The organism is Mycolicibacterium septicum DSM 44393, assembly GCF_000455325.1.
GTDB lineage: Bacteria > Actinomycetota > Actinomycetes > Mycobacteriales > Mycobacteriaceae > Mycobacterium > Mycobacterium septicum.
Map to the genome: position 1 here is coordinate 953,023 of NZ_HG322952.1, position 13,248 is coordinate 966,270.

Here is a 13,248-nt window from a genome sequence, read left to right on the forward strand (position 1 = left end):
TCCCCTTAAAGCCGATGTACAACCACATCGGACTGGCTAAAATCCCCCACCCCGCCCAGCAAAGATAGAGCACGATGGGCCGTCCCGACGACTCCACAGGCCGCGCCGAACTCTCGACCGGCCCGATTCGGGCGCTCACTATGCTTCTCACCATGGCGTCCGTCTTCACAAAGATCATCAACGGAGAACTGCCCGGGCGATTCGTCTACGAGGACGATGAGATCGTCGCGTTCCTGACCATCGCACCGATGACACAGGGCCACACGCTGGTCGTTCCCCGGGCTGAGATCGACAACTGGCAGGACGTCGAACCCGCGGTGTTCGGCCGGGTGATGGAGGTGTCACAGCTGATCGGCAAGGCTGTGTGCCAGGCCTTCGGCGCGCAACGTGCCGGCGTCATCATCGCCGGACTCGAGGTGCCGCACCTGCATGTGCACGTGTTCCCCGCCTACAACCTGGCCGACTTCGGTTTCGCCCACGTTGATCACAACCCGTCGGCCGAGTCCCTCGACGCCGCACAAGCGAAGATCAAAGCCGCGCTGGCAGATCTGCAATCCGCGGCAAGCTGACCGTGAACCGGCAGCCCTGACCGGGCGCAGTGGTGACCCTGACCGTGCCACCGTGAGCCAGCACCAGGGAATGCACGATCGACAGGCCCAGTCCGGTACCGCCGCTCGCGCGGGTGCGTGAGGTATCCGCGCGGTAGAACCGTTCGAAGACCCGTCGCGCGTCGTCCTGGCTCATGCCGGGACCTTCGTCACACACCTCGATGATGGCGTGGTCGTCGTCGGTGCCGACCCGCACCGTGATCCCGGCGGTTTCCGGGGTGTGCTGCACCGCGTTGGCGACCAGGTTGCTCAGCACCTGGCGCAACCGGGCCTCGTCGCCGAGCACCTCCGGGGTCCCGGGCCCGTCGAACACCTCCATCCGCACCCGCCGGCTCGGGGCGATCGACTGCGTGTCGTGCACGGCGTCGGTGGCCAGGGTCAGCAGATCGACCCGATGCTGATCCAGCGGCCGCTGCGCATCGAGACGTGCCAGCAGCAGCAGATCCTCGACCAGCAGGCCCATCCGCCGGGACTCGCTTTCGATCCGGCCCATCAGCATCTCGACGTCGCGGGCGGCTCCCTGGCGGTACAGCTCGGCGAATCCACGGATCGTGGTGAGCGGGGTGCGCAGCTCGTGGCTGGCGTCGGTGATGAAGCGGCGCATCCGTTCCTCCGAGGTGCGCGCCTGCTCGGCGGAGGCGTCCGACGACGCCACCGCCCGCTGGATCTGCGCGAGCATCCCGTTGAGCGCCGACGACAGCCGTCCCACCTCGGTGCGCGGATCCCGTTCGGGGACACGACGATCCAACTGGCCGGCGGCGATGGCCGCGGCCGTGCGTTCCACCTCGACCAGCGGGCGCAGGCTGCGGTGCACGACGGCGTAGCCGACGATGCCGAGGACCACCAGCACCACCGTGCCGATGCCCACCTGCGACCAGATCAACGCGCGTACCGATGACTGCACGTCGGACAGGTCGATCGCGACGGTGGTGAGCTCCCCGTTGGGACCCTCCACGGTCATGGCCCGCCACTGCACGTCGGAATCGCCGACGGATTTGACGGTCACCGGCGCCGGACCGACATTGTTGTCGTCGGGCAGTGCGGGTTCGGCCTCGCGGTCGTTGATCGCGATCCAGGTCCGGCCGTCCTGATCGACGCCGCGGACATAGAAGTTCGACGGCGGGCGTGCCGGGTTCGGCCCTTCCAGGGGCGTCGAGGGCAGTTGGCGCGGTTCCTGCGCCCAGCTGTCCGAAGCGTCGAGCAGCGTCTGATCGATGCGGCTGATCTCCGTGTGCCGCATGATCGAGGTCACCGCGACACCGGAGGCGAGCAACCCGAACGCCACCAGAACCAGCGCGGCGGCCACCAGGCCAACGCGCAGCGGCACACCGCGCCGCTCTACCCGGTCAAACACCCCAAAAGTATGCCGCCGACGGACGGACCTCAGCGTGGCTCACGCAAAACGTAGCCAACACCGCGCAACGTGTGCAGCAGGCGCTTGTCGCCGGTGTCGATCTTGCGGCGCAGGTAGGACACGTAGGACTCGACGACATTGACGTCGCCGCCGAAGTCGTAGCGCCACACGTGATCGAGGATCTTGGGCTTCGACAGCACCGTGCCCGCGTTGATGATGAAGTAGCGCAGCAGGGTGAACTCGGTCGGTGACAGCGAGACCGGCTCGCCCGCCTTCCACACCTCGTGCGTGTCCTCGTCGAGCTCGATGTCGGCGAAGCACAGCTTGGCGCTGCGCGGTTCCTCGACGCCTCGGCCGGACCGGCGCAGGATGACCCGCAGCCGGGCCACCACCTCTTCGAGGCTGAAGGGCTTGGTCACGTAGTCGTCGCCGCCCAGGGTGAGCCCGGCGATCTTGTCCTGAAGGCTGTCGCGCGCGGTGAGGAACAACGCGGGCGCGTCGATGCCGTCGGCGCGCAGCCGGCGCAGCAGCCCGAAGCCGTCCATGCCGGGCATCATCACGTCCAGGATCACTGCGTCGGGCCGGACTTCCCTGGCCTTGTCCAGGGCACCGGCGCCGTTCGACGCGGTGTGAACTTCGAAACCCTGGAACTTCAAGCTGACAGACAGCAGCTCCACGATGTTGGCCTCGTCGTCGACAACGAGGATCCGGGCTTCGGGGACGCTCTCAGGAACTGCAGGCATGGCCATTCCCTGATGTTGATGGTGCCTCTTGAACTCAACCTGCATGCACGCTGTGCACTTCCTGTGAGTTTAGCTGTGACGCGGGTAACTACACTGACGCCCATGAACCTCGGCAAGACGCTGATCCAGGTTGCTACCGCGCCCGTACGCATCGGGTTGGCCGTGGCCGACGCCGGACTCGGCATCGCCAACGAGACGCTCAACGCGGTGCAGCGCGGCATCACCGACGGGAACCCACTCAACGGCAGGTCATCGATGGCCTCGCTGTTCGGCATCGATGATGCCGTGGAGCGCGCGAACCGGTTGGCGCGGCTACTGGACGACGACGCCCCCCTGGGGCGGGCGCTGGCTCCCGACGGCCCGATCAACCGTTTGCTGCGGCCGGGCGGTCTGGTCGATCAGCTGACCGCCGAGGGCGGCCTGCTGGACCGGCTGACCGCGGACAACGGCGCTGTGGCCCGGGCGGTGGCCCCCGGCGGCCTGGTGGATCAGGTCACCCTGGAGGGCGGCCTGCTGGACCGGCTGACCACCGAGGACGGCGCGGTGTCCCGGGTGATCGCTCCGGGCGGGCTCGCCGATCAGCTGCTGGCCAACGACGGACTGTTCGAGCGGGTGCTGCGCGAGGACGGGGTGGCCGATCGCCTGCTGGCCGAAGGCGGCCTGCTCGACACCCTGACCGATCCCGACGGCCCGCTGCTCAAGCTCGCCGATGTCGCCGACACCCTGAATCGTCTGGCGCCCGGGCTGGAGGCCCTGGCACCCACCATCGACGCGCTGCACGACGCGGTCATCACACTGAGTCAGGTGGTCAATCCGCTCAGCAACATCGCCGACCGCATCCCGCTGCCGCGCCGTTCGTCCCGGCGGAGCTCCCCGCGGCCCGTCGCCTCGCAGCGAATTATCGACGCCGACGACTGACCCGCTAAGCTAGGGCGCGTTCCACCCGCCTCCGTAGCTCAGTGGTAGAGCGCCCGCCTTGTAAGCGGAAGGCCGTCAGTTCAATCCTGACCGGGGGCTCCATACACACCGATGGGTGTCGGTGCATGTCAGTAGCTTCCTCACATGAGGCTATGTCGCGGCTGCGGTTCACCACTGGAGAAGCGCAGTCAGAAGGTCTACTGCAGTAATGCATGTCAGGGCTCAGCCCGCCGGAAGGCCAGCACAAAACGTTGGCTCGAATCCGGCGAGGCTTACGTTACTTCTCTACACGGTCACTACATCCGGCTTTATCTCACCGAAGCTCAATCCGGCTGTTGTGCGATCTGCGGCGCGGCCAGCACCTGGCAGGACCTCCCGCTCGTCTTGGTGTTGGACCACATCGACGGAGACTCGACGAACAACGGCGCGAGAACCTCAGACTGGTCTGCCCGAACTGCGACTCGCAGCTGCCGACGTACAAAGCCCGCAACAGGGGCAACGGTCGCTTCTACCGCCGAGAGCGCTACGCCAACGGCCAGTCGTTCTAGCGTTCACGTCTCGTCGGCGATGTTCTCGTGACTCTCGTGCAGTCCCGGGCCCTCGGGATCCTCACCCCGACGGTCGAATTCGTCCTGCAGCTCCTCTTGCCCTTCGGTCACCTTGCGGGCATCTTTCGGTATCGCCCGGCCACCGTCACGTTGATCCATAACCCGTTGAGTCACCCGGATCGGCCGCGGCTAAACACCTAGACCCGGGAGGTCAGCTTTCGCAGGGTTTGGTACTCCGCGTCGCGATAGGGCCGCCCATCGGGTTGCAGCAGATCGCTGAACCACACCTTCGGAACCTTGGTGTAGGGCTTGTCCCACGAATCCCACGGGAAATAGGTCTGGGTCTTGCCGGCCACCAGCCCCCAGCTGTAAGCACCGACGTTGTGCCGCTTGGCAACCGGGAGCACACCTTCGACCGTGCTGCCCTGATCCCGGGCCAGATACTCGGTGCACAGCATCGGCCGGCCCAGCGGGGCGAGCTCAGCGATGCGGGCCTCGAATTCGTCGGGGCCCGCGTAGGAGTGGAAGGAGATGACGTCGGAGTTGTCGAGCTGGAAGCTGTCCATCGCACTTCGGCTGCCGCGGTCCCAGCTGCCCTGCCACACACCACTGGTCAAGGGCTGCACGGGATTGACCGAACGCGCCCAGCCGAACACCTGCGGCAGCAGTCCTCCGACGGCGTCGATCTTGTCCTTGCGTTCGACCTTGCGGTACTGCTTGGCAGGGTTGTCGGGCTCGTTCCACAGGTCCCAGCCCAGGACCCGGTTGTCGTTGCGGAACTGGCTCATCACCCCGACCACATAGTCACGCAGCACGGTGCGGTAGCGGGGGTCGTCGATGCGTTGCGCTCCCGGGCTCTGCACCCAGCCCGAGTTGTGCACGCCCGGCGTCGGGGCCCGCTGCGCCCCCAGTTGCGGATTCGGATCCCAGCACGAGTCGAAGAAGACGAACAGCGGCTTGATGCCCTGACGCGCCGCGATCCCGACGAATTGAGCCAGCCTGCTTTGGAATCCGGCACGGTCCTGGGCCCACAGCAGATCGTGCAGGAACACCCGGACCGTGTTGAACCCGAGTAGCCGGCACGCCCCCAGCTCGCTGTCGATCCGTCGCGCATCGTAGGTACCCGGCGAGAACATCTCGATCTGGTTGATCGCGTTCGATGTGATGAAGTTCGTGCCGACCAACCAGCCCTGGGCCTGGTACCACGCGTTGGCGCGCTCGACCGGCCACTGGCCCGCCGCCGCGCTCGCACGCGGGATCACGGGAAGAGGAGCCAGTACCTGAGGTAGAGCCGCTGCTGCTGCCAGTACCAGCGGGATCTTGAGGGCCGTTCGACGGTGCACTTAGTGAACATAGTGGCGCCCAGCAAAGACCCCGGGGTCACGTATCACATTGCAACCATTGAGGTTTCATATCGTTATCTACTCGGCACCCTCAGAGCCGGCCCACCGTGAAATCGGCGGCCTGGCCAGGCATGCCGTTGAGCACGTATGCGGTGTGCGCGAAGTTGGGTACCCCGGCGGGTGTTCCGTCACAGATGGTGTCGCCGGGTTCGCACAACTCGATGGTCTTGTCCTTGTATCGCGGGCCGATCACCATCGCCGGTGCGCCGATATCGCGCATGAACTCGTCGGACGGCGTCCCCAGTAGAACCACCGACACCACGTGGTCGGCGATCTCGGGCGCCATGGGTTCGGGGATGTACTGCTTGTATTCGGGCGGGATCCCGTCGGGGACAGTGGCCGCGGTGGCGTAGCCCGCTACCGCGGCGCCCTGCGAGTAGCCGCCGAGCACCATCTTGGTCTTGGGGCAGTCCTTGGCGGTCGCCTTGACGTGGTCGGTCGCATTCCGGATGCCGTCGACGACGGTCCTGGCGAACTCGATCCGGTCACCGAAGTTTCCACTGGCCTGGTAGTTCACCGGGTACACCTCGACCGAACGCTCTCCGGCACGCGTACGCAGCGCGTCGACGAAGGACTGTCCCGGTCCGCCGACCCCTGGCGGCTCGTAGGTGCCGCGCGCGAACACCACCTCGACGTCCGGGCACGGCTGCGCGGACGCGGCCGGCGCGGGTGCCATCGGTACGGCGCAGGCGGCTATCAGCACCGCGCCCTGGGTGAGCTTGAGGACGTTCATATGGACTCCACGTCTGACGGACCGTGTTGAACGTTTTCAGTTCCCCATGCTGACACATCCCAAACCTGGATGACAGCGTCCGCAAATATTGCCTGGACCTATCCCAGCGGTACGTCCAGGTAGGGCCGAGGATCTGCCGCGCCTGGACCGTCGAAGTGCCACCACTCCCCCGAGTACACGGTCAACCCGCCGGCCTTCATGGCCTCGCGCAACCGGGCCCGGTTGGCCTGGGCGGCCGGGCTGACCCCGTCCGTCGCATAGGCCAGGCTGCGCGGGGCGAAGTCATCGAATCCGGTGCCCATATCGGCCCCTGCGATCGTCACGTCCACCGATCGGCCGGCCTCGTGGCTGCGCGCATACGCGGACGGCCGGGCCACCCAGTTGGGGTTGGACACCACCTCGAACATCTTGACCTGCACCTCGTGCGGCCGATAGCAATCCCAGAACACCAGCGTCTGCGGGCGCAGCGCGGCCGCAGCGGCCGCCAACCCGGGGGCCATCGACTCGTGCACCAGGCACGGTGCCCCCGGCGGATAGAGCCGCTGGCCGACGAAGTTGTCGCTGGTCGCGTACCGCAGGTCGACCACCGCGTCGGGGACGACCGAGCGCACGTCGACCAGCCCGGCCTCGGCCGCCGGCCGGGCGGACGCCGTGGGTACCGGAGCGCAGACCATGACGAACAACGCCAGCAGGCCGGCAAGAGTGCGTGTCACCCCGCCACCATGGCATTCTCGCCCTTTTGAACGGACCGTTCTGCCGCGCGTCGGTTCGTGAACCGTGCGCCGATGCCGATGCACGGCTTCTCGATCCACCGGTAGGTGACAAAACTGAATGCGGCGGTGCCGGCCACCACCAAGGTGTATCGCAGGATCTCAAGTGGGATCGAGAATTGTCCGGGCGTGATCGCGATGTCGACTGCTGACCGGACAAGGGGATGCAGGAGATACATCGAGTACGCCCATGTCCCGAGCGCGACGAGCGGCCGGGAGCGAAGAATTCTGCTCACCCAACGCGGGCCGATGACAAGGCCCGGCATCAGAAGCACCACCGCGTAAGAGAACGGCACGTCCACAATCCCTGGGACGTCGACCAGAGCCTTCACCAGGATCGCGCCAACAAGGATGATCAGGAACACGCCGGGTCTCGCGAATTGGGCAACCAGGCGATACGACGTCGCCCTGAACATCAGCAGGGCAAGAACGCAGCCCAGGATCAGCGGGATGAACACGACCGAATAGTTCGAGGGCCAGACGACCCACGCTGCTGTCATCACCGCCGCGAGGCTGACCGCGAACCAGAGACGCGCACGTTCGAAAACCGGAGCGATGAGCGCGAAGGCCACGAGTGGCCATGCCAGATAGAACTTCTCCTGTACCGCAAGGGTCCAGGTGTGGCCGAATGTCGCCCCAGACGCAAACTCGTTCTGGAAGGTCAGGAAGTACACGAATCGCTTCCACCAATTACCGGGGTTCTCCGCAAGTCCGGCCACTACGAGCCCGCTGAACAACAAAAGGGTGAAGAAGTAGACGGGGAGCAGGCGGAAAGCGCGGCGGACGTAGAAGCTCTCCCAGTCGATGCGCGAACGCTCACTGTGTTCCCGAAGGAGCAGCAGCGTTATGAGAAAGCCGCTGTTGACGAAGAAGATCGGCACACCCGTGCCCGGGACGTTGCCCCAGATGGGATCGCGCATGTGGCCGGCGATTACGAAGAGGATCGCCACGGCCCGCAGGCCGTCGATCTCCCTGATGCGCCCTTCGGCGCGGAATTGATCGAATGACAGGCGGGGCCCGTGAAGTGCGGCCCGTACCAATCGGAGTGTCGCTGGGCGTCGTTCAGATGTCGTCGCCGAATCCATATATCCCCTCGGTCGACGCTCAAGTCTAGAGGGGCGGGCATCAGCTCGATTTGTCGCGCGACAATCACACCGGGGCGACTACCCCCGATCTTCATGCGGAAATGCCGCTCTCATCTTCAGACATATCGACTTCCGATGTACGATAATCGCACTCTTGAGATGGCATCGAAGCCCTGGTGGCCACCTACTTACGCGCAACACCAACGGACGGATTGGAGCAATCCCATGGCGTCAGCCGTACCGGAGACCGTCGCAACCCGCTACGCCGGCAGACGGGTCGAGCGGGTCGAGGACACCCGCCTGCTCACCGGACGCGGCACATACGTCGACGACATCACGCGGCCCGGCATGCTGCACGCCTGCTTCGTCCGCAGCCCCTACGCACGCGCGACGTTCACCGCCATCGATGCCGCCGCAGCCCGGGCTCTGCCCGGGGTGCACGCCGTGCTCACTGCCGCCGACCTCAACCCCGAGGTCAAAGAGGCCTGGCATGCCGTCGCGGGCAAGGACGTCCCCGACACGCCACGGCCACCACTGGCCGAGGGTGAGGTGAAGTTCGTCGGCGATCCCGTGGCGCTCGTCATCGCCGACAACCGCTATATCGCCGAGGATGCGGCCGACCTGGTCGACGTCGACTACGAGCCGCTGCCCGCGATCGCCGATTTCCGTCAGGCATTGACCTCCGAGGTGTCCGTCCACGAGGCCTTCCCGGACAACAACGCCGGCGGCATGGCCGGCATGCCGCCCGACGAAGAGGTCTTCGGCGCCGCGGCGCACGTGGTGAAGGAACACATCTACCAGCAGATGCACGTTCCGGTGCCGATCGAGACGCGTGGCATGGTCGCGGAATGGGCGGCCGCGGGCGAGTTGACCATCTGGGCCTCCACCCAGACCCCGCACGAACTCCGCGCGTTCGCGGCCCGCCTGCTCGGAATCCCCGCTCAGCACGTCCGGGTCATCATGCGCGACACCGGCGGCGGATTCGGCCAGAAGGTCGTGCCGATGCGGGAGGACATGTGCATCATGCTGGCCGCACGCAAAGTGGCGAGGGCGCTGAAGTGGATCGAGGACCGCCGCGAGAACCTGATGTCGGCAGGTCAGTCCCGTCACGTCGACGGCGACGTGCGCATGGCATTCGACGACGACGGCGCGATCCTGGCTGCCGACATCGACTTCATCCAGGACGTGGGTTCGTACCCGACCCCGTATCCGGTGCTGACCACCGCGGCCATCGGCATGTTCTTCCCCGGCCCGTACCGGGTGCCCAAGGCGAGCTTCAGCTACAAGACCGTGTTCTCCAACACCGCGGGCCTGCATGCCTACCGCGGACCGTGGCAGTACGAAACCCTCACCCGCGAAATACTTCTCGACATCGCCGCGCGGAAGATGGGCATGGATCCCGTCGAGCTGCGGCGCAAGAATCTGCTGCGCCGCGACGAGATGCCGTACTTCAACCCCAACGGCATGCCCTATGACCACGTCGCCCCGATCGAGACGTTCGAGCAGGCGGTGAAGATCCTCGACCACGAGGGCTTCCGCAAGGAGCAGGCCGCGGCACTGGCCCAGGGCCGCTACCTCGGGCTGGGTTTCTCCGCCTACATCGAGCCGACCGGCGCCGCCACCGGCCACCTCGCCAGCGAGGGCTGCACCATCCGGATGGAGCCGACCGGCAAGATCAACGTGTACGTCAACGGTGGATCCACCGGAAACAGCCTGGAAACCACCGTTATTCAGCTCACCGCCGACGCCCTGGGCGCCGACATCGACGATGTCGCCACCATCCAGGGCGATACCGCGGTGACACCGTACGGTGCAGGCACCCAGGGCAGCCGCAGTGCCCCGATGACGGCGGGTGCGGTCAACGAGGCCGGCACCATCCTGCGCAACCAGCTTGTCGCGATGGCCGCGGCCCGACTCGGGGTCGAGGAGTCCGAGATCGAGCTCGGCGGATCGAAAGCGCTCGTGCGCAGCGATCCCGAGAAGAGCGTGAGCTTCGCCGATCTGGCCTTCCGCGCCCACTACGAGCCGCAGATGCTGCCGCCGGGCATGTCGGCGAACCTGGAGGCCACCGCGCGCTACACCGCGCCGCCGACCGCCCCGATCCATTGGGCCAACGCCACCCACGCCTGCACATGCGAGGTCGACGTGGTCACCGGACACGTCACCCTCACCCGCTACATCGTCAGCGAGGATGTCGGCCCGATGATCAACCCCAACGTGGTCGAGGGCCAGATCGCCGGTGGCACCGTCCAGGGCATCGGCGGCGCGCTGCTGGAGAAGCTGTCCTACGACGATGCCGGAAACCCCTTGTCCTCAACATTTGTCGACTATCTGCTGCCCACCGCCACCGAGGTCCCGACGATCGAGTACGGCCACGTCGAGATTCCCGGCCCCGGCGTCGGCGGCTACAAGGGCGCCGGTGAGGGCGGCGCCATCGGCTCGACGCCCGCGGTCATCAACGCCGTCAACGACGCGTTGGCCCCACTCGGCGTCACCCTGACCACGCTGCCCGCCACCCCGGCGGCCATCGTCGAAGCCATCGAACGCTCGCAGGAACAAAAAGGAAGGGACCACTGATCGTGGAGCTCAACAACGAATTCCGGGTCGCGGTACCTGCGGCGAAGACCTGGGAGGTGCTCACCGACGTCGCACGCGTCGCGCCCTGCCTACCCGGTGCCACCCTGCTGAGTGTCGACGGCGACGACTTCACCGGTGCGGTCAAGGTGAAGGTCGGTCCGATCACGGTGTCCTACAAGGGCGACGCGACGTTCCAGGAAAAGGACGCGGCGGCGCAGCGGGTGGTCCTCAAGGCCAACGGCAAGGAGACCCGCGGCAACGGCACCGCGTCGGCCATCGTGACCGCCCAGCTGAAAGACGAGGGCGCCGACTCCACACTGGTGGTGGTCACCACCGATTTGGCCATCTCCGGCAAGGCCGCCCAGTTCGGCCGCGGCGTGCTGGCAGATGTGGCCGGCAGCCTGATCGACCAGTTCGCCGGCAGCCTGGAGGCCGAACTTCTGGGCGGGAAGGCGCCTGCGGCCGAAACCGGCTCCGCCGCAGGCCCATCTGAGCAGGCACCTCAGGAGGCCGCCCCGATCAATGCGCTCGCACTGGCCAAGGTGATGGCGGTGCCGATGGCCAAGCGGTTCGCGCCGGCCATCGGCGCGGTCGCGGCCGCGGGTGTGCTCGGCTTCCTGTTCGGCCGGGCCGGCCGCAGCAAGCGTAAGAGCAGCGGGCTGACCACCGAGGATCTGCACGCCGCGCTGCTGCGGTTGGTGTCATGAAGCCCGCCCCCTTCGCGTATCACCGGCCCGCCACGGTCACCGAGGCGGTGTCCATGCTCGGCGAGTACGGCGAGGACGCCAAGATCCTGGCCGGCGGGCAGAGCCTGGTACCGATGCTGGCCATGCGCCTGACCCACTTCGAGAACCTGATCGACATCTCCCGGCTGTCCGAGCTGAACGACATCGCGCTGCAGGGCAACGAGGTCCGGATCGGCGCGGCCACCCCCCACGCCATGGTCGGCCTGGACGACGAGGTCGCTGATTCTGTGCCGCTGCTGACCCTGGCCACGCCGCACATCGGGCACTTCCAGATCCGCAGCCGCGGCACCCTGGGCGGCGCCATCGCACACGCCGATCCGGCCGCCGAGTACGCGGCGGTCGCATTGGCGCTCGACGCCACGATCGAGGCCACCTCGGCGCGTGGCACCCGCCAGATCCCGGCCGCCGAGTTCTTCACCGGCCTGTGGGAGACCGCACTGGCCTCCGACGAGATCCTGACCGCGGTGCGCTTCCCGGTCGCCTCGGGGCGCAGCAGCTTCGGTATCGCCGAATTCGCCCGACGCCATGGTGATTTCGCGATCGCCGGCGCGGTGGTCGGATTCGAACTCGATGAGGACGACCGGATCACCCGCTGCGGCATCGGCCTGCTCGGGCTCGGGTCCACACCGCTGCGGGCCACCCCGGCCGAGACAGCCGTGATCGGCACCCCGATCGGCGGTATCACCGCTGACGAGATCGGCCGGCTGGCGATGTCCGAACTCACCGACATTCCTTCCGATCTGCAGGGCTCGGCGTCATACCGGGCCCGGGTCGGGGCCGCCATGGTGTCCAGAGCCTGGACCCAGGCGATCACGCACGCCGAGGAGGCCGTCAATGCATGAACTGCCGGTTGCCGTTTCGGTCAACGGGTGTGGCTACCAGAGTGTGGTCGAGCCTCGGGTGACACTCGCCGATTTCCTGCGGGACAACTGCGGTCTCACCGGGACCCACCTCGGCTGCGAGCACGGCGCCTGCGGCGCCTGCACGGTCCTGCTGGACGGGCAGGCGGTCCGGTCCTGTCTGGTGTTCGCGGTTCAGGTGGAGGGTCAGGAAGTGACCACGGTCGAAGGTATTGCCGCCCCGGACGGTCAGCTGTCCCCCGTTCAGGCCGCACTCAAGGAGTGCCACGGCCTTCAGTGCGGCTTCTGCACACCGGGATTCGTCACCTCGATCACCGCGATGCTGCGCGACAACCCGAATCCCACCGACGAGGAGATCCGCGAGGGGCTCTCGGGCAACTTCTGCCGCTGCACCGGCTACCAGGGCATCGTCAACGCGGTGCACCGGGTGTGTGAGCACGCAGAAGCCGACGCCGAGCTCAAGCCTCTAGCTCAGCAATGACTTTCGCGATGCGCCGGGCCCGGGTATCGGCGGCCTTGGCGCCCTGCACGGACGTCACGTGCGCCTTCTGCTTGCTGTAGGAGAGGCTCTCCCACTTCGCCGCAGCGCCCGGTGACTCCGCCAACGCGGCCCGCAGGTCGTCGGGAGCCTCCACGGTGCGTGGTTCGGTGTCGACCGTCAGATCGACGTCGATGGCGTCGCCGCCGCCGATCCCCGACTCGTCGCGACGCTCGGCGCTGAACGGAATCAGGAACCTGCCGCCCATCGGCGCGATCGTCGACCGGTATCGGTAGCCGTTCACGTCGACCACCACGGCTGGGCGCTTCCCGGCGCCGAGCGCGTCCACCACGTCGGCGGGAACTTCGATACCGGTGTTGTTGCCGTCCTGGAACATCGTCGTCGAGAACTTCATACCTCCCGAA

General features: G+C 66.8%; 14 protein-coding genes, 1 tRNA gene and 1 pseudogene. 8 read left to right on the forward strand and 8 right to left on the reverse strand.

Annotated features, from left to right (window positions below):
- Positions 1 to 152 precede the first annotated feature (152 nt).
- The gene (locus tag TX88_RS24695) at positions 153 to 569 is read left to right on the forward strand and encodes an HIT family protein (protein ID WP_044521873.1); all 417 of its coding nucleotides are present in this window, start codon (positions 153 to 155) and stop codon (positions 567 to 569) included.
- Here the strand turns inward: TX88_RS24695 and TX88_RS24700 are convergent.
- Together TX88_RS24700 and TX88_RS24705 are read right to left on the reverse strand one after the other, a co-directional pair.
- Positions 529 to 1,962: a sensor histidine kinase gene (locus tag TX88_RS24700; protein ID WP_044520558.1), complete on the reverse strand. Its 1,434-nt coding sequence runs from the start codon at positions 1,960 to 1,962 to the stop codon at positions 529 to 531. The genes TX88_RS24695 and TX88_RS24700 overlap by 41 nt on opposite strands.
- A gap of 29 nt (positions 1,963 to 1,991) precedes the next feature.
- Positions 1,992 to 2,711, reverse strand: coding sequence for a response regulator transcription factor (locus TX88_RS24705; protein WP_044520559.1), 720 nt, complete (start codon positions 2,709 to 2,711; stop codon positions 1,992 to 1,994).
- A 96-nt stretch (positions 2,712 to 2,807) separates the two neighbouring features.
- On the opposite strand from TX88_RS24705, the gene TX88_RS24710 reads away from it, so the two are divergent.
- From TX88_RS24710 to TX88_RS35330, 3 genes and pseudogenes are all read left to right on the forward strand, one after another.
- A complete protein-coding gene (locus tag TX88_RS24710; RefSeq protein ID WP_044520560.1) occupies positions 2,808 to 3,623 on the forward strand; it encodes a hypothetical protein in 816 nt (271 codons plus the stop codon).
- 27 nt (positions 3,624 to 3,650) lie between these two features.
- A tRNA-Thr gene (locus tag TX88_RS24715) sits at positions 3,651 to 3,725 on the forward strand.
- Positions 3,726 to 3,767: 42 nt separating this feature from the next.
- Positions 3,768 to 4,171 (forward strand): annotated as a pseudogene (locus tag TX88_RS35330) (HNH endonuclease).
- Positions 4,172 to 4,174: 3 nt separating this feature from the next.
- Here the strand turns inward: TX88_RS35330 and TX88_RS34600 are convergent.
- The 5 genes from TX88_RS34600 to TX88_RS32910 form a co-directional block, all read right to left on the reverse strand.
- Positions 4,175 to 4,330 carry a hypothetical protein gene (locus TX88_RS34600; protein ID WP_110918148.1) on the reverse strand — a complete coding sequence of 52 codons (156 nt, stop codon included), beginning with the start codon at positions 4,328 to 4,330 and terminating at the stop codon, positions 4,175 to 4,177.
- Between the two features lie 38 nt (positions 4,331 to 4,368).
- Positions 4,369 to 5,514, reverse strand: coding sequence for a glycoside hydrolase 5 family protein (locus TX88_RS24720; protein WP_044520561.1), 1,146 nt, complete (start codon positions 5,512 to 5,514; stop codon positions 4,369 to 4,371).
- 91 nt (positions 5,515 to 5,605) lie between these two features.
- Positions 5,606 to 6,307, reverse strand: coding sequence for a cutinase family protein (locus tag TX88_RS24725; RefSeq protein ID WP_044520563.1), 702 nt, complete (start codon positions 6,305 to 6,307; stop codon positions 5,606 to 5,608).
- A gap of 98 nt (positions 6,308 to 6,405) precedes the next feature.
- Entirely contained in the window at positions 6,406 to 6,981 is a 576-nt protein-coding gene (locus TX88_RS24730) for a M15 family metallopeptidase (RefSeq protein WP_044521874.1), read from the reverse strand.
- A gap of 35 nt (positions 6,982 to 7,016) precedes the next feature.
- On the reverse strand, positions 7,017 to 8,162 hold the full coding sequence (locus TX88_RS32910; RefSeq protein WP_084622106.1) for an acyltransferase family protein: 1,146 nt from the start codon (positions 8,160 to 8,162) through the stop codon (positions 7,017 to 7,019).
- Between the two features lie 225 nt (positions 8,163 to 8,387).
- On the opposite strand from TX88_RS32910, the gene TX88_RS24740 reads away from it, so the two are divergent.
- The 4 genes from TX88_RS24740 to TX88_RS24755 are packed head-to-tail and all read left to right on the forward strand — an operon-like array spanning position 8,388 to position 12,826.
- Positions 8,388 to 10,739, forward strand: a complete 2,352-nt coding sequence (locus TX88_RS24740; protein ID WP_044520564.1) for a xanthine dehydrogenase family protein molybdopterin-binding subunit — start codon at positions 8,388 to 8,390, stop codon at positions 10,737 to 10,739.
- Positions 10,740 to 10,741: 2 nt separating this feature from the next.
- Positions 10,742 to 11,446 (forward strand): SRPBCC family protein, encoded by a 705-nt coding sequence (locus tag TX88_RS24745; RefSeq protein ID WP_044520565.1) that lies wholly within the window; start codon positions 10,742 to 10,744, stop codon positions 11,444 to 11,446.
- Positions 11,443 to 12,327 (forward strand): FAD binding domain-containing protein, encoded by an 885-nt coding sequence (locus TX88_RS24750; protein WP_044520566.1) that lies wholly within the window; start codon positions 11,443 to 11,445, stop codon positions 12,325 to 12,327. The genes TX88_RS24745 and TX88_RS24750 overlap by 4 nt, the downstream gene beginning before the upstream one ends.
- Entirely contained in the window at positions 12,320 to 12,826 is a 507-nt protein-coding gene (locus tag TX88_RS24755; RefSeq protein ID WP_044520567.1) for a (2Fe-2S)-binding protein, read from the forward strand. Before TX88_RS24750 ends, TX88_RS24755 begins: the two co-directional genes overlap by 8 nt.
- Here TX88_RS24755 and TX88_RS24760 read toward each other — a convergent pair.
- Positions 12,804 to 13,238, reverse strand: coding sequence for a YdeI/OmpD-associated family protein (locus tag TX88_RS24760; protein WP_044520568.1), 435 nt, complete (start codon positions 13,236 to 13,238; stop codon positions 12,804 to 12,806). The two genes, TX88_RS24755 and TX88_RS24760, sit on opposite strands and share 23 nt — an antisense overlap.
- Between the last annotated feature and the right edge of the window lie 10 nt (positions 13,239 to 13,248).